At 71.2% G+C, this 16,175-nt stretch carries 10 protein-coding genes; 4 read left to right on the top strand and 6 right to left on the bottom strand.

What is annotated here, in order from left to right; genetic code table 11:
• Window positions 1–27: 27 nt before the first annotated feature.
• A complete protein-coding gene (locus tag AC1DMN_RS11150) occupies window positions 28–924 on the bottom strand; it encodes a LysR family transcriptional regulator (protein WP_477230331.1) in 897 nt (298 codons plus the stop codon).
• A 144-nt stretch (window positions 925–1,068) separates the two neighbouring features.
• Between AC1DMN_RS11150 and AC1DMN_RS11145 the strand changes: the two genes are divergently transcribed.
• Complete coding sequence (locus AC1DMN_RS11145; RefSeq protein ID WP_477384222.1) at window positions 1,069–4,545, top strand: bifunctional proline dehydrogenase/L-glutamate gamma-semialdehyde dehydrogenase; 3,477 nt, start codon at window positions 1,069–1,071, stop codon at window positions 4,543–4,545.
• A gap of 425 nt (window positions 4,546–4,970) precedes the next feature.
• Here AC1DMN_RS11145 and AC1DMN_RS11140 read toward each other — a convergent pair whose 3' ends face one another.
• Window positions 4,971–6,446, bottom strand: coding sequence for a carboxylesterase/lipase family protein (locus AC1DMN_RS11140; protein ID WP_477230333.1), 1,476 nt, complete (start codon window positions 6,444–6,446; stop codon window positions 4,971–4,973).
• Window positions 6,447–6,613: 167 nt separating this feature from the next.
• The gene (locus AC1DMN_RS11135) at window positions 6,614–7,180 is read right to left on the bottom strand and encodes a TetR/AcrR family transcriptional regulator (protein ID WP_477230334.1); all 567 of its coding nucleotides are present in this window, start codon (window positions 7,178–7,180) and stop codon (window positions 6,614–6,616) included.
• Window positions 7,181–7,346: 166 nt separating this feature from the next.
• On the opposite strand from AC1DMN_RS11135, the gene AC1DMN_RS11130 reads away from it, so the two are divergent.
• Window positions 7,347–8,654 (top strand): MFS transporter, encoded by a 1,308-nt coding sequence (locus AC1DMN_RS11130; protein ID WP_477230335.1) that lies wholly within the window; start codon window positions 7,347–7,349, stop codon window positions 8,652–8,654.
• Between the two features lie 81 nt (window positions 8,655–8,735).
• Entirely contained in the window at window positions 8,736–10,268 is a 1,533-nt protein-coding gene (locus tag AC1DMN_RS11125; protein WP_477230336.1) for a carboxylesterase/lipase family protein, read from the top strand.
• A gap of 120 nt (window positions 10,269–10,388) precedes the next feature.
• Here the strand turns inward: AC1DMN_RS11125 and AC1DMN_RS11120 are convergent, their stop codons facing one another.
• A complete protein-coding gene (locus AC1DMN_RS11120; RefSeq protein ID WP_477230337.1) occupies window positions 10,389–11,012 on the bottom strand; it encodes a TetR/AcrR family transcriptional regulator in 624 nt (207 codons plus the stop codon).
• Between the two features lie 122 nt (window positions 11,013–11,134).
• Between AC1DMN_RS11120 and AC1DMN_RS11115 the strand changes: the two genes are divergently transcribed.
• Window positions 11,135–13,402, top strand: coding sequence for a glycoside hydrolase family 3 C-terminal domain-containing protein (locus tag AC1DMN_RS11115; protein ID WP_477384220.1), 2,268 nt, complete (start codon window positions 11,135–11,137; stop codon window positions 13,400–13,402).
• 268 nt (window positions 13,403–13,670) lie between these two features.
• Here AC1DMN_RS11115 and galE read toward each other — a convergent pair whose 3' ends face one another.
• Window positions 13,671–14,648: a UDP-glucose 4-epimerase GalE gene (gene galE, locus AC1DMN_RS11110; protein ID WP_477230339.1), complete on the bottom strand. Its 978-nt coding sequence runs from the start codon at window positions 14,646–14,648 to the stop codon at window positions 13,671–13,673.
• 247 nt (window positions 14,649–14,895) lie between these two features.
• A complete protein-coding gene (gene galK / locus AC1DMN_RS11105) occupies window positions 14,896–16,041 on the bottom strand; it encodes a galactokinase (protein ID WP_477230365.1) in 1,146 nt (381 codons plus the stop codon).
• Between the last annotated feature and the right edge of the window lie 134 nt (window positions 16,042–16,175).

The following is a 16,175-nucleotide window of genomic DNA, read 5'->3' as shown; positions in this document are numbered from 1 at the left end:
CTGCGCGTGGCGAATCGCGCCGGGTGCTCAGTCCCTCAGCCGCGGGCGCCGGTGCTGCGCGAACGCCTCCGCCAACGTTCCTCGCACGGCGCCGATCGCCTCCGAGCCTCGTGCCGACTCGCGCACAGCCGTGAACACCTCGCGCACGGGGGATCCGGGCAGCTCGGCCAGCGTGACGCGCGCCGCCGTGTCGCCCCAGATCAGATCCGGCAGCATGCCGACTGCGTGGCCGGACTCGATCAGCCGCACGTGCGCGGTCAGGTCGGCCGCCTCGAAGCGCACATCGGGCTCGAAGCCCGCGGCGCGGCACTGCTGCACCGCCCACTGGCGCGCGGCGGATCCGGTGGGCTCCATGACCCAGGCGCGATCGCGCAGCCTGTCGAGCGACGCGGCGTGCTCGCCGGGAGGCAGGACGAGGCGAATCGGATCCTCGCCGATGAGCTCGTGCACGTTGCCGGGGTGCCGCTCGCGCGTGTGGCCCGGATACTGCTCGGCGATCACGAGGTCGAATCGGCGCGCGGTGAGCTCGAACAGGCCCTCCTCGGGCGGAGCCTCGGTCATCTCGACGCGCAGGTGCGGATGCGTGAGCGCGAGCGCCGTGAGCGCGGCGGGCACGATCGTCTCGGCGGCGGTGGGCATGGCGCTGATCCGCACGGCCTCGGCCGGGGCGTGCGCGAGTGCCTGCCGGGCCTGCTCGTCGAGCTCGAGGGCGCGCGCGGCGTGCGCGGCGAGCACCCTGCCCTCCGGGGTCAACCTGATACGGCGCCCATCGGGTTCGAGCAGCGCGACTCCGGCCTCGCGCTCGAGCAGCGCGAGCTGCTGCGACACCGTGGAAGGGCTGTACGACAGGGAGCGCGCGACCTCGGCGACCGTGCCGCGCAGGGCGAACTCGTGCAGCAGTCGCAGCCGTCGCAGCTCGAACATGAACCCTCCTCAATCAGTCGATATCTACGAATGATATCCGTCACAAATGATCGCTTTTCCTGCAGGGAGATCGGATCCATGCTGGGAGCGTCCCCGCGCGTGCGCGCGTGATCCCGACCCCCGGCACCGAACCCACGAGGAACCATGACCGCCACCGAAAGCCCCGTCTCCGCCGCAGCCGGCATCGACGATCTCTCCGCTCTCGCCGACGACGCCGTCGCCCTCGTCAAGAAGTGGCTCGTGGAGAGCCGCGAGGTGCCTGTCGATGCCGCCGGTCAGCGTCTCGCCGGCGTGCTGCGCGACCCCAACGGCCTCGACTTCACGGTCGGCTTCGTCGACGGCGTCGTGCGCCCGGAGGACCTCAAGGTCGCCGCGGCCAAGCTCAAGGAGCTCGTGCCGCTGACCCCCGGCTTCCTGCCCGCGCCGATGAAGGCCGCGATCGGCCTCGGCGGCGCGACCGCCGGCATGGTCCCCGGCATCGTCGTGCCCGCGGCCCGCACGGTGCTGCGCCAGATGGTGCGCCACCTCATCGTGGACGCCCGCGACGAGAAGCTCGGCAAGGCCATCGCGCACATCCGCGAGACCCAGGGCGTGAAGCTCAACATCAACCTGCTCGGCGAGGCGATCCTCGGCCGCGAGGAGGCCGCGCGCCGTCTCGAGGGCACCCGTCGTCTGCTTCAGCGCGACGATGTCGACTACGTCTCGATCAAGGTCTCGTCCACCGTCGCCCCGCACAGCCCGTGGGCCTTCGACGACGCCGTCGCCGATGCCGCCGAGGCGCTGCTGCCGCTGTACCGGATCGCTCTGAAGGGCATGCCCGACGGATCCGCCAAGTTCATCAACCTGGACATGGAGGAGTTCAAGGATCTCGACCTCACGATCGCGGTCTTCACGGACATCCTCGACCGTGCGGAGTTCAAGACCCTCGAGGCAGGCATCGTGCTGCAGGCCTACCTGCCCGATGCGCTCGGCGCCATGATCCGCCTGCAGGAGTGGGCGGCGAAGCGCGTGGCCGATGGCGGTGCTCCGATCAAGGTGCGCGTCGTCAAGGGCGCCAACCTGCCSATGGAGACCGTCGACGCCGAGTCGCACGGCTGGCCGCTCGCGACCTGGTCGACCAAGCAGCAGTCCGACGCCTCGTACAAGGCCGTGCTCGAGTACGCGCTGCGCCCCGAGCACGTCAAGAACCTGCGGATCGGCGTCGCCGGTCACAACCTCTTCGACATCGCGCTGGCGTGGCTGCTCGCCGAGAAGCGCGGCGTCACCGAGGGCATCGAGTTCGAGATGCTGCTCGGCATGGCCTCCGCGCAGGCGCAGGTCGTCAAGCGCACCGTCGGCTCGCTGCTGCTGTACACGCCGGTCGTGCACCCCGACGAGTTCGACGTGGCGATCGCCTACCTGATCCGCCGCCTCGAGGAGGGGGCCTCGCAGGAGAACTTCATGTCGGCTGTCTTCGACCTCGACGCGGACCCGGCGCTCTTCGAGCGCGAGAAGGAGCGCTTCCTCGCCTCCGTGCGCTCGATGCCCACCGAGGTGCCCGGCACCAACCGCGTGCAGGATCGCACCGCGCCCGCCGCGCCGGGTCTCACCGACGGCTTCCTGAACGCCCCCGACACCGACCCGTCGCTCGCGGCCAACCGCGCGTGGGGCGACGCGATCCGCGCCCGCATGAAGGAGTCCGAACTCGGCAACGCGACGGTCGAAGCGAACACCCTGTCCACCCCGGAGCAGGTCGACACCGCGATCGCGACCGCCGTCGCCGCGGGCGAGGCCTGGCGCGCACTCGGCGCCGAGGGGCGTGCCGCGATCCTGCACAAGGCCGGCGACGTGCTCGAGGCGCGTCGCGCCGATCTGCTCGAGGTCATGGGATCCGAGGCGGGCAAGGTCATCGAGCAGGGCGACCCCGAGGTCTCCGAGGCGATCGACTTCGCGCACTACTACGCGGAGAGCGCCAAGAAGCTCGCCGATGTCGACGGCGCGACCATGCAGCCGGTCGGTCTGACCGTCGTCACGCCGCCGTGGAACTTCCCCGTCGCGATCCCGGCCGGATCCACCCTCTCGGCTCTGGCGACCGGATCCCCGGTCATCATCAAGCCCGCCCGTCAGGCCCGCCGCTCCGGCGCGGTCATGGTCGAGGCGCTGTGGGAGGCCGGCGTGCCGCGCGAGGTGCTGCAGTACGTGCTGCTCGACGGCCGCGACCTGGGCACCAAGCTCGTGAGCGACCCGGCCGTGGGGCGCGTCATCCTCACCGGCGGTTACGAGACGGCCGAGCTGTTCCGCGGGTTCCGTCAGGATCTGCCGCTGCTCGCGGAGACCAGCGGCAAGAACGCCATCATCGTCACCCCGTCGGCCGACCTCGACCTCGCGGCGAAGGACGTCGCGTACGCCGCGTTCGGCCACGCCGGTCAGAAGTGCTCGGCGGCATCGCTCGTCGTGCTCGTCGGATCCGCCGCGCGCTCCGAGCGGTTCCGCCGCCAGCTCGTCGACGCCGTGCGCGCCTACGACGTGGGCTCGCCGGAGGACGGCTCCAACCGCATCGGCCCGCTCATCGGCCCGGCCGAGGGCAAGCTGCTCGGCGCCCTGACCACGCTGCACGCGGGCGAGAGCTGGCTGCTGAAGCCGGAGAAGCTCGACGAGGCCGGCCAGCTGTGGCGCCCGGGCATCCGCGACGGCGTGAAGCGCGGATCCGAGTTCCACCGTGTGGAGTACTTCGGTCCGGTGCTCGGCATCTTGACCGCCGACTCCCTGGACGAGGCGATCGACGTCGTCAACGACATCGATTACGGCCTCACCTCGGGGCTGCACTCCCTCGACGAGGACGAGATCCAGACCTGGCTCGCTGCGATCCAGGCGGGCAACGTGTACGTCAACCGCGGCACCACGGGCGCGATCGTGCAGCGCCAGCCGTTCGGCGGCTGGAAGAAGGCSGCSGTCGGCGCMGGCTCCAAGGCSGGCGGCCCGAACTACCTSGTCGGYCTSTCSGAGTGGASYGACGCKCCSGTCTCSWCGACGCGMGAGCTCGACGCGCTCGCGACSGGCGCGGTSGGYGCGCTSGCCGCGGCGGGCGACGCGGACGCCGACATCGCGTGGCTGCGCGGCGCACTGGCCACCGACATCGACGCCTGGGTCGACGAGTTCGGCGTGGTGCGCGACGCCACCGGCCTCACCACGGAGCAGAACGCGCTGCGCTACCAGGCCGTGCCGGTGACGGTGCGCTTCGAGGGTGACCGGGTGGCCGAGCTGGTGCGCGTGGTCGCCGCCGGACGCCGAGCCCGCGCGCGGGTCACCGTCAGCACTCTCGCGCCGCTGCCGGGGGCCGTGGCCACCTGGCTCGGCACGCAGGACGTGACCGTCGCCACCGAGGACGCCGCCGCATGGGCCGCACACGCTCAGCGCCTCGCCGCGCGCGACGGCCGGGTGCGCCTCATCGGCGCCGCCGCGGCGGCAACCGCGGAGGCCGTGAACGGGTCGCCCAGCCTCGCGCTGTACGCGAACCCGGTGGTCGCCGCCGGCCGCGTSGAGATCCTGACCTTCCTGCGCGAGCAGGCGGTCTCGGTCACSGCGCACCGCTTCGGTACGCCGCACCGCTACGACATCCCGCTGCTGGACCCGATCGCCTGATCGGATCCGGATCCGGGGATCCTGATCCTGCGCGTCGTGCCGCGGCGTCGGGATCCGCCCGGGGCGTCGCGCCCCGTATCGACCCGAACCCGCCGTCCCGCTCCCACTGGACGGCGGGTTCGTCGTCTTCGCCGGTACGTAATTCAGGCTGGATCTGCCGCAAAGGGCCCGGATGGATCGATTCGGGCGGTCACGAGCGAACTCAACCTGAATTACGAACAGGGGCTACCACCCACCGGGGTCGTTGAGCGAACACGGCCGAAGGCCGGGTGAGACGAAACGCGGTGCTCTCGCGAGATGCTGCGTTTCGTCTCGCGGAGATCCGCACTGAGCGAGCGCAGCGAGTCGAAGCGTCGCTCAACGACCCCGGTGGATTTGCGCGACCCGCCGCTGCGCCCTCGACGATCCCGTGTGGGGGAGCGCCCTCACGCCAGCGGCAGGGCCCCGTCGTAGGCGGTCGCGGACAGCGCCGGCTCTGCCGGTCCAGCACCGAAGACGCGCGAGAGCCCCGGATCCGTGCGCCACTGCGGCCAGCCCGGATCGCCTTCCTCGACGAATCGGGCCGCCACGCCGTGCATCTCAGTGGCGAGGTGCTGCGGCGGGGTGGGACCGGCCAGGCGCTCCACGAACGGATCCTCGAGCACGTCGAACCAGAACGGCACGTCGAGGCAGTGGCACGACCACCCCTTCGCCGGGGACACCCAGGCGAAGCGGTAGGCCCAGGTGGGGGCGTCGCCTCTCGCCTGCGCGGCCCGCACCACGAGCGAGCGGAACACCCGGTCCGTCACGAACCGGCCGAGCAGCGCCGGCGTGCCGCGCCGGCGCTGGGCGCGGTTCGCGGCGAGGTACGCCCGGCGCACGCTGCGATCGCGGCTCAGCAGCATCAGCGCGAGCGCTGCGGGGACGAACCGCAGGACGCCGGGAGCCCGGTCCATCGTCATGGTGAATTCGTCGTCGGTGGCCCCGAGGAGCAGCGGCTTGTCGGCGCCGATCCCGTCCCGCAGCGCCTGCACGGCGGGCCGCGGCACGACGTCACCATCGACCACCGGGCCCCAGGGCAGCCCGTCTGCGAGCGGGGCGAGCAGGGCCTTCAGCTTCGTGGCCCCGAGCAGCGCGGCCTTCGGCTGCGCACGCTGCAGGGTGCGCTCCGGCACGGCGCGGAAGCCTTCGGCATCGGGCGCGCAGCCGAGCAGCACGCCCAGCGCCCGCGTGCGCCGCGCCGCCAGGTCGGGGTCGATGTCCGCCAATGCGGGGGAGAAGGCCATCGCCGCATGGAACAGGTGCTGCGCGCGCTCCAGGCCGAGCAGGGTCAGCACTGCGCCCGCGCCGGCGGATTGCCCCGCGATCGTCACGCGCGACGGATCCCCGCCGAACGCCGCGATGTTGCGCTGCACCCACTCCAGCCCCGCGATCCAGTCCAGCACGCCGCGATTCGCCGGAGCGCCCGGCATCAGGCCGAAGCCGTCGAAGCCGAGCCGGTAGGACACGGACACGGTCACCACGTCGTCGCGATTGAACGCGGCGCCGTCGTACCAGGGGCTCGCGGGCGAGCCGTCGACGTAGCCGCCGCCGTGGATCCACACCATGACCGGGCGGGATCCGCCGAGCGACGGGGTGAACACGTTCACGTTCAGCGTCGCGGCGCCGGGGATGCTCGGTTCGGGGATGAGCGTCTCGCCCTTGTCGCCGCGTTGCGCGGTCGGGCCGAAGGCGGTCGCGTCGCGCACCTCGGTCCACGGCGCGGGAGGCTGCGGGGCGGCGAACCGGCGCTCGCCGGTGGGTGCCGCGGCGAACGGGATTCCGAGGAATGCGGCCGAGGCGCCGGGGGTACCGGGCTCGCCCCGCCAGAACCCGCGCACGGGACCGGTGTCGGTCTGGGCGAGGGGTGCGTCGGCGGTCATCCGATCAGCGTATCCGGCCGCCCCGATGGGGTCGTTGAGCGAGGACGCGCTTGCGCGACCGAGACGAAACGCGGTGCTCTCACCGGCGGCGTTTCGTCTCGCGGAGACCCGCACTGAGCGAGCGCAGCGAGTCGAAGTGTCGCTCAACGACCCCGGGGAGCGGTCATTCAGGGCCTCAGCAGGGCGAAGAACCGCTCGATGTCCGCGGCCATGTCGATCGTCGGATCCAGCATCCATGCGTTCTGCAACCCGTCGGCGAGGGCGTGCCCGGCGCGGATGATCCATTCGGGATCCAGGTCGCTGCGCATCCGCCCTTCCGTCTGCGCGGCGGCGATGGCCTCACGAGCCGCGGCATGCACCCGCGCCGTCCGCTCGAGGAAGAAGTCGTGCGCGGGGTGGGTCGGGTCGGCCGCCTCGGCCTGCAACTGGGTGTACAGCTGCACGAGCCCCGGCACGTCGGCGTTGTGACGCACCACCAGCAGGAAGCCGTCGAAGAACTCGATCTCATCGCTGACGCCGATGTCCTGCGCGTCCCGCGCACGCAGGATCTCGACGAACAGCTGCTCCTTGGTGCCGAAGTAGTGCAGCAGGCCGGCCGGGCTCAGCCCCACGGCGTCGGCGATCTCGCGCACCGAGGCGTTGCGATAGCCGAGCCTGCCGACGATCTCGAGCGCGGCCTCGAGGATCTCCTCGCGCTTGACGACGCCCTTCGCGTACGCGCCTCGTTTGGCCATGGGATCAGGATATCCGTCCGTCACGAAACATGAATGACGGTCGGTTTGTGACACCGAAACCCTTGCGGCGTTCAGGTTTCGGTGTCACAATACGAGTCGGATCCAAATACCAAACAAGGTTCGGGATTTGGATCCGAACCCGATCCGCTCGACGAGGAGCCGCCCCATGACCATCACCCCTCCCGATCCCGCCGCCGAGATCGCCCCCACGGGGCTCATCCGGGCGGCCGCGCCCGCTGCGGGGGAGCCCGCGGCGAGCCCGCCGGCGACCAAGCGGCTGCTGCCCAGCCTCCTCATCGCGTCGATGACGCTGTTCGCCACCTACGGCGGGCTCATCGCGATCCTGCTGCCGACGCAGATCCTGCTGCTCGACGAGAAGAACAAGGTCGCCAATCTCGCGATCGTCACGACGACCTCCTTCATCTTCACGCTGTTCGCGCAGCCGATCGCGGGCGCCCTCAGCGACCGCACCCGCTCGCGCTTCGGCCGGCGCGTGCCGTGGATGGTGCTCGGCGCCCTGGTCGGCGGCGTGCTGCTGCTGGGGATGGGCACGCTCACCGATCTGATGTGGATCACCGTGTTCTGGGTGGTGATCCAGGTCGCGCTGAACTTCCTGCAGGCGCCGCTGACGACCATCACCGCCGACCGCTTCCCGCGTGCGAAGCGCGGCGGCGCGAGCGCCATGATCGGTCTCGGCACGCAGCTCGGCATGACGGTCGGTGTCATGCTCGCGGTCGGCCTCGGCGCGCAGCTGGGCCTCGGCTACTCGGTCTTCGGCATCGCCGTGATCGTGGTCACGATCCTGTTCGCGCTGTTCAACAAGGACTGGTCTTCGAAGGATGCGGAGGTCGAGCCGTTCCGCTGGGGCCCGTTCTTCAAGGGCTTCTGGATCAACCCGCGCAAGCACCCCGACTTCTTCTGGGCCTTCACCGGCCGCTTCCTGCTGATCCTGGGCTACTTCGTCGTCTCGGCGTATCAGCTGTACATCCTGACCGACTACATCAAGCTGCCGCTGCAGCAGGCGCAGGGCGCCGTGATGACCCTGACGCTCGTGGCCTTCGTGCCGACGCTGATCGCGATCGCGCTCTCCGGCTGGTGGAGCGACAAGGTGGGCCGTCGCAAGGTGTTCATCTACGTCGCGACCGTCGTCATGGCCGCGGGGCTCGCGTTCCCGCTGATCATGCCGAACATGACCGGCATGATCCTCATGAGCATCGTCAACGGCGTCGGCTTCGGCCTGTACATGTCGGTCGACGCCGCGCTCATGACCGAGGTGCTGCCGAACGAGGGCACCTCGGCCGGCAAGGACCTCGGCATCCTCAATGTCGCCACCAACATCCCGCAGGCGCTGAGTGCGCTGATCGCCGCGGTCATCATCGGATCCCTCGGGGGCTATCCGGTGCTGTTCGTCTTCGCGATCGTGTTCGCGGTCCTCGGGGCGATCGCCATCGCACCGATCAAGTCGGTCAAGTAGCAGTCCGCCGTCCCTGCGGCCGGATCGGATCCGGTGCGGCCGCAGGGAACGGCAGCAATCTCCTCCACGAAAGGAACTCCGATGGAGAACACCCAGACCTCGTCCGTCGCGGCAGGCGCCGCGCTCGCGCAGCCCGAAGTGCGGATCGCAGAAGGCGTCGTCCGCGGGCGCTGGCGCCCCACCACGGGTGGCAAGGGCAATCCGCAGTCGGCGGCGTTCCTCGGTATCCCCTTCGCCGAGGCGCCCGTCGGCGAGCTCCGCTTCGCAGCCCCGGTGCCCAAGGCGCCTTGGGAGGGCGTGTTCGATGCCGCGGAGTTCGGCGCGACCGCGCAGCGCGGCGACCCCGGAGTGACGCTCATCCCCGAGCCCAGCGTCGAGGGCGAGTCCACGCTCAACGTGAACGTGTACACCCCGCTGGTCCCGGCCGACGGTACCGGGGACGCGGCAGGCATGCCCGTGCTCGTCTACATCCACGGTGGCGGCTACTTCGCCGGGTCCCCGGCCAGCCCCTGGTACGACGGSCGYAACTTCAACCGCGACGGCGTCGTGACSGTGACGATCTCGTACCGGCTCGGYTTCGACGGATTCGGCTGGATCGAGGATGCCCCGTCGAACCGSGGCGTGCGCGACTGGYTGCTSGCYCTGGACTGGGTGCAGCGSAACATCGCGGCCTTCGGCGGGGATCCGGGGCGTGTCACCATCGCCGGGCAGTCCGCCGGCGGTGGCGCGGTGATGACCCTGCTCGGCATGGAGAAGGCGCAGCACCTGTTCCACGGCGTGTATGCGATCTCGGGCGCGCTCGCCGATGTGTCGGCCGCGCGCTCGGAGGAGTTCGGGCGCCGTCTGGCCGCCGAGCTCGGCGTCGCCCCGACCCGGGAGGGCCTCGGTGTGCTAAGCGAGGAGCGGATCCTCGAGGCGCAGAAGAAGCTCACCGCCTTCGACGGCGGTGACATGAGCGACATCGTCGAGAAAGGGCTCCCGCTCGGGCCGTCCGTCGACGGCGACCTCATCCTGCGTCCGACGCCCGAGTCGTTCCGCGCCGGTGTCGGATCCGACAAGCCCCTCGTGCTCGGCGCCACCGATGACGAGTTCACGATGGCGACGGCCGATGCCGGCAGGGCTATGGCACTCGTGCCGAAGGGGATCCTGCTCGGCAAGCTCGGGGTGCCGAAAGAAGCGCGCAGGCCCTACCTCGCCGCGAACGCCGATGTGCTCGCGAAGGGCAAGGCGCGCCTGGCCGGGCGTGTGCTGACGGATCGGATGTTCCGTGTCGCGATCCTGCGGATCGTGGCAGATCGCGGTGCGGCCCCCACCTGGGTGTACCGGTTCTCCTGGCCGTCCGGCACCTTCGGCTTCGCCGAGCACTGCCTCGACGTGCCGTTCTTCTTCGATTGCCTGGACGGTCCCGCGATGGTGCCGCTGGCAGGGCCCAACCCGCCGCAGACGCTCGCGGACGAGGTGCACGAGGCCGCGGTCGCGTTCATCGTGGGCGGGGACCCGGGCTGGTCGCGCTACGACGCCGCGACCGGGATCGCGCGTGTGTACGACACCCCGTCGCGAGACGTGGCGGACGCCTACGCGTCGGTGCGGCCGCTGCTCACCACTGGTCGTTGAGCGAGCACGGTCGAAGGTCGCGCGAGACAAAACGCGGTCGCCTGCGAGGTCGCCGCGTTTCGTCTCTGCGTTTCGACTCGCCTTCGGCTCGCTCAACGAACGCGGCTGCGCCGCCCTCGCTCAACGACCCCGGGGTTGCTCGACCGAGTCCGGCGCGGGTGCCTGCATGAGGTCGAACAGCGTCTCGATGAGGGCCGTCATTTCGAGCTCCGGTTCGACGAGCAGCTGCATCTGGGCGCCGTCCGAGACGGCCTGCAGCAGCCGCGCGGCCAGCATCGGATCGATGCCGCTGCGGATCCGGCCCTCGGCCTGAGCGTCGGCGATCGTCCCGGCCCATCGATCGCGCAGGCCGGCGCCGCGTTCGGCGAAGAAGGCGCGGGAGGGGTGCTCGGGGTTCGCGGCGTCGGCCGCGAGGCGGGTGAACAGCTCGACGAGCCCCGGCACGCGGGCGTTGTGGCGGACGATGTCGAGATAGCCGTCGCGCATCTCGTCGAGGTCGGCGGCCCGCGCGGCCCCGAGATGGCCGGCCATGTCGACCTCATCGCGGGTGCGCAGGATCTCGACGAACAGCTCGTCCTTGCTGTCGAAGTAGTGCAGGAGGCCGGCCTGGCTGAGGCCGACCGCCTCGGCGAGCTCCTTCACGGAGGCCCCGTGATAGCCCTCGCGGGCGACCACCGCGAGGGCTGCGTGCAGGATCTCCTCGCGCTTCGCGATGCCCTTCGCGTACGAACCTCGTCGTGCCATGACCCGAGACTATCCCGGCCTCTGCTGCGATGGATTCAAAACCGAGTAGTACTTGCTTTTTATCCCACAACCTGATCGACTGACCCTGCCCGTCACCCGAGTCGTCCACGAAGGAGTCGACAATGACATCGCCCCGCGATCACCTGCCCCAGCTCAGCACCGAGGAGAAGGCGTCGCTGACCAGCGGCAAGGACTTCTGGACGCTCAAGCCCATCGAACGCATCGGCGTGCCGTCGATCATGGTCACCGACGGCCCGCACGGCCTCCGCAAGCAGGCCGCGGAGAGCGATCACCTCGGCCTCAGCCAGAGCGTCCCGGCGACCTGCTTCCCGCCGGCGTCCGGACTCGGATCCGCCTTCGATCCCGAGCTCGCGGAGCGCGTGGGCGTCGCGCTCGGCGTGGAGTCGGCGATCGAGGACGTCGCGGTGATCCTCGGCCCCGGCATCAACATCAAGCGGTCGCCGCTGTGCGGGCGCAACTTCGAGTACGTCTCCGAGGATCCGATCGTGTCCGGCGTGATCGGTGCGGGACTCGTGAAGGGGATCCAGTCGCAGGGGGTCGGCAGCTCGCTCAAGCACTTCGCGGCSAACAAYCAGGAGTTCGAGCGGATGACSGCSTCGAGCGACGTGGATCCCCGACCGCTGCGGGAGATCTACCTGCGCGGCTTCGAGCGCGTCGTCACCGATGCCCAGCCGTGGACCGTGATGTGCTCGTACAACAAGATCAACGGCGTGTATGCGTCGCAGGACCCGTGGCTACTCACGCAGGTGCTGCGCGACGAGTGGGGCTTCGAGGGTCTCGTCGTCTCCGACTGGGGCGCGGTGAACGACCGCGTCGCCGCACTCGTCGCGGGACTCGACCTGGAGATGCCCGGCAGCGACGGCGCCCCCGATCGTGCCGTGGCCGCCGCCGCAGGATCCGACCCGGCCGTCGCAGCTGCGCTGGACGCCTCGGCCGCTCGTGTGCTCGACCTCGTCGGTCGCGCCCAGGCGCGCCCGGACGTCGCCGGCCCGCTCGATGTCGAGGCCCACCACGCCCTCGCCCGCGAGGTCGCCGGACGGTCGATCGTGCTGCTGCGCAACGAGGCCGTCGACGGGGCTCCGCTGCTGCCGCTCGCCGAGGACGCCTCGATCGCACTCATCGGCGAGTTCGCCCGCACCCCGCGGTTCCAGGGCGGCGGCTCCTCGCACATCAACCCGACCCGCGTCGACTCCGCGCTCGACGCCCTCACCGCCGTGGCCGGCGAGCGGGTCGCGTTCGCGCCGGGCTTCGCCTTCGATGCCGCGGCGGACGGACAGGACGCCCTGCGCGACGAGGCCGTGTCGCTCGCCGCCTCCCGCGATGTCGCCGTGGTCTTCCTCGGCCTCACCGACGCCGAGGAGTCGGAGGGCTTCGACCGCGAGCACATCGACCTCGCCGCGCACCAGCTCGCCCTGCTCGACGCCGTCGTCGCCGCGAACCCGCGCACGGTCGTCGTGCTGTCGAACGGCTCCGTCGTGGCGCTGCCGTTCGCCGACCGCGTGCCGGCGATCGTCGAGGCGTGGCTGCTGGGCCAGGCCGGCGGATCCGCGACTGTCGACGTGCTGCTCGGCGCGGTGAACCCGTCGGGCCGGCTCGCCGAGACGATTCCGCACCGCATCGAGGACACCCCGGCGTTCGGCAACTTCCCCGGCTCGAACGGGCACGTGCGCTACGGCGAGGGCATCTTCGTGGGCTACCGCTGGTACGACGCGCGCGACATCGCGGTGACCTACCCGTTCGGCCACGGCCTGTCGTACACGTCCTTCGCCTACGGCGCCGTCTCCGCCGAGGTCACGGCGTCGGGCGACATCATGGTGACGGTCCCCGTCACGAACACCGGATCCTGCGACGGCCGCGAGGTCGTGCAGGTCTACGTCGCGCCCGTCGCCTCCGCTGTGGAGCGCGCGCCGCGCGAGCTCAAGGCGTTCGCGTCGGTCGAGATCGCCGCGGGCGCCACGACCGACGTCGTGCTGACCGTGCGCCGCGAGGACCTCGCGTACTGGGACATCCGRGTCGAKCGCTTCGTCGTCGAGGGCGGCGYGTACCGSGTCGAGGCCGSGKCKTCCAGCCGCGACCTGCGCGGCTCCACCGTCATCGACGTGGCCGGCGACGCGGTCATGGTTCCGCTCACGCCCGAATCCACGCTGGCCGCGGTGTTTGCGCACCCGGTCGCAGGTCCGATGGTCGCGGGCGCGTTCGCCGCGCTCCAGGAGCAGTTCGGCGGCGAGGGCGACGGCATCATGTCGGGCGAGGCCATGGCGAAGATGATGGGTTCGTTCCCGCTCGGGCGCCTCCCCGCGTTCGGCTGGGGCCTCAATCGCGAGGGCGTCGACCAGCTGATCGCCGCCGCGAACGCCCCGCAGGCGTAGTCCGCCGCTCGGCCCACGGAACGCGGCCTCCCGTCGCGGAGGCCGCGTTCCTCATGTCGGCAGCCGTCGAGGCCGGATCCTTCCCGTTCAGGCGGACCCCATCCCGTTCACTGGTCGCGAAATGCCGTTATGGACCGCGGAGAACGGCAATACGCGACCAGTGAACGGTGATGCCGAGGGCCGGCCGGAGCCGGATCCCGGAGTCGGATCCCGGATCAGCCGGCGTGCTGGCGGGCCCGGCGCTCGGAGTCGGATCCCTGATGCCGGATCAGCCGGCGTTGCGGCGGGCCTCCCAGCCGGAGCGCACCATCTCGTCGACCGTGTGACGCATCCGCCAGTCCAGGTCGCGCGCGGCGAGCTCTCCCGTCGCGACGATGCGGTCGGGGTCGCCCGGGCGGCGCGGACCGATCTCGGGAGTGAAGGCGATGCCGGTCACGCGGGCCATCGCGTCCATGATCTGGCGCACCGAGAGGCCGTCGCCGGATCCGAGGTTGTAGGCGGCCTCGATCGGCTCACCGGCGATCATGCGCTGCGCGGCGGCGACATGGGCGGCGGCGATGTCGCCGACGTGCACGTAGTCGCGCACGTTCGTGCCGTCCTCGGTGGCGTAGTCGTCGCCGTTGATGCGCGGTGTCTCGCCCGCGAGCAGCTTCTCGAACACGATCGGGAACAGGTTGTGCGGGCTCACGTCGTAGACGGACGGATCCGCGGATCCGACGACGTTGAAGTAGCGCAGCGACGTGTGCACGAGAGGTGTCTCGGATCCGGCGGTCGCGACGGCCTGGTCGCGCAGCAGCCACTCGCCGATGAGCTTCGACTCGCCGTAGGGGCTGGCTGGGCGCTTCTCGGTCTCCTCGACGACGAGCGGGACGTCGGGCGTGCCGAACACCGCGGCGCTCGAGGAGAACACGATGTTCGCGACGCCGGCCGCGGCCATCGCCTCGAGGATCACGCGGGTGCCCTCGACGTTCTGCGCGTAGGTGTGCAGCGGGCGCTGCACCGAGACCCCGGCGTACTTGTACCCGGCCACGTGGATCACGCCCTGCACGGCGTGCTCGCGGAGGGTCCGCTCGATCAGGTCCCGGTCGAGGATGCTGCCCTGCACGAAGGCGACGCCCTCGGGCACGAACGATGCGACGCCGCTGGAGAGATCGTCCAGCACGACCGGCGTGAGCCCGGCCTCCGCGAGCGCGCGCACCACGTGCGATCCGATGTAGCCGGCGCCGCCGGTGACAAGCCAGGACATGGGTCTCCTTCCGTCGCGCGTTTGCGCGGGTCTCATTCTGGCAGGGGGCTTGCTGGAGGTTCGCCGGGGCGGAGCGGATGGCCGGATCCGCGAGCTCGCGACTCTCCGAGGCTCGAACCTGCACCCCGATCACGTACCGGCTCGTGCTGACCGCGAGACTCCATCTGGGTAACGAGACTGCTCATCTGGACTGCAGTCTCGTTGCGCAGATGAAGTCTCGCGGTCAAGAGGCAGGGGATGCGGCGGATCAGACGTCGCGGTGCGGGCCGGCCGAGGGGACGACCGTGAACAGGTGCGGCTCGGCGAAGCCGGCCTCGGCGAACGCCGTGCGCACGGCCTCCGAGACGGCCGGCACGCGGTCGTGGTCGACGAGGGCGATCGCGGCGCCGCCGAACCCGCCGCCGGTCATGCGCGCCCCGATCGCGCCGTGCGCGAGGGTGGTGTCCACGGCGGTGTCGAGCTCGGGGATCGAGATCTCGAAGTCGTCCCGCATCGACGCGTGCGAGGCGACCAGGAGGTCGCCGATCGCGCGCGGTCCGTGTGCGGCGAGGGCCGCGACCGTGTCGAGCACGCGCTGGTCCTCGGTCACGACATGGCGCACTCGGCGGAAGTCGACGTCGTCGAGCAGCTCCGCGGCGCGCGGCAGATCCGCCTCGGTCACGTCTCGCAGCGCTGCCACCCCGAGGGCGGCGGCCCCGCGTTCGCAGGACTCGCGGCGCTCGCGGTAGCCGCCCGTGGAGTGGGCGTGCTTCACGCCCGTATCGATCACGAGCACCTCGAGCCCGGCCTCCGCGAAACCGAGCGGGATCGAGCGGGTCTCCAGCGTGCGGCAGTCCAGGAACACCGCGGCGTCGGCCTGCCCGAGCGTCGACGCCATCTGATCCATGATCCCGGTCGGGGCGCCCACGGCCTCGTTCTCGGCGCGGCGGCCCGCCTGGGCGAGGGACACCGCATCGAGGCCGAGGCCCCAGAGCTCGTTCAGGGCGGCGCCCGTCGCGCCCTCGATCGCGGCGGACGACGACAGGCCGGCACCGACCGGCACCTCGGAGGCGATCGCGATGTCGATGCCGGCGAAGGTTCCCGCAGCCCAGGCGGGAACCAGGGCGCGCAGTGCCCATGCCACGCCGAGGGGGTAGGCCGCCCATTCCGGGACGGTCGGTCCCTGGGCTCGCCCCGCGGCGCCGTCGGACGGGAAGAGCGTCTCGAGATCGTCGAGCGCGACCTCGACCGGCTCCTCGGCGAACGTGGAGGCGACGCGGATCCGCCCGTCGACCCGCAGGCGCACGGCGGCGGCTGTGCGGTGCTGGATCGCGAAGGGCAGCACGAACCCGTCGTTGTAGTCGGTGTGCTCGCCGATGAGGTTCGCGCGCCCAGGGGCCGACCAGACGCCCATGGGCTCGGATCCGGTCAGGCTGCGGAACAGTTCCGTCGCGGCGCCGACCGCAGGGGGCGTGGAGGCGGAGGCCGCGGGGGTGGCGGCGGTGGGCGCGGCGCCGACCGCGGGCGACGCGGGAGCCGCGGCGGTGA

It is taken from the genome of Microbacterium sp. 01T413_2 (assembly GCF_056398985.1).
Note: the sequence above shows the minus strand (reverse complement) of the source record. Positions and strands in the feature narration are given on the sequence as shown.

Coding starts and splice junctions, on each gene's coding strand:
- AC1DMN_RS11150 (WP_477230331.1), bottom strand. CDS start 924: ATGTTCGAGCTGCGACGGCTGCGACTGCTGCACGAGTTCGCCCTGCGC.
- AC1DMN_RS11140 (WP_477230333.1), bottom strand. CDS start 6,446: ATGACCGCCGACGCACCCCTCGCCCAGACCGACACCGGTCCCGTGCGC.
- AC1DMN_RS11135 (WP_477230334.1), bottom strand. CDS start 7,180: ATGGCCAAACGAGGCGCGTACGCGAAGGGCGTCGTCAAGCGCGAGGAG.
- AC1DMN_RS11130 (WP_477230335.1), top strand. CDS start 7,347: ATGACCATCACCCCTCCCGATCCCGCCGCCGAGATCGCCCCCACGGGG.
- AC1DMN_RS11120 (WP_477230337.1), bottom strand. CDS start 11,012: ATGGCACGACGAGGTTCGTACGCGAAGGGCATCGCGAAGCGCGAGGAG.
- galE (WP_477230339.1), bottom strand. CDS start 14,648: ATGTCCTGGCTTGTCACCGGCGGCGCCGGCTACATCGGATCGCACGTG.
- galK (WP_477230365.1), bottom strand. CDS start 16,041: ATGGGCGTCTGGTCGGCCCCTGGGCGCGCGAACCTCATCGGCGAGCAC.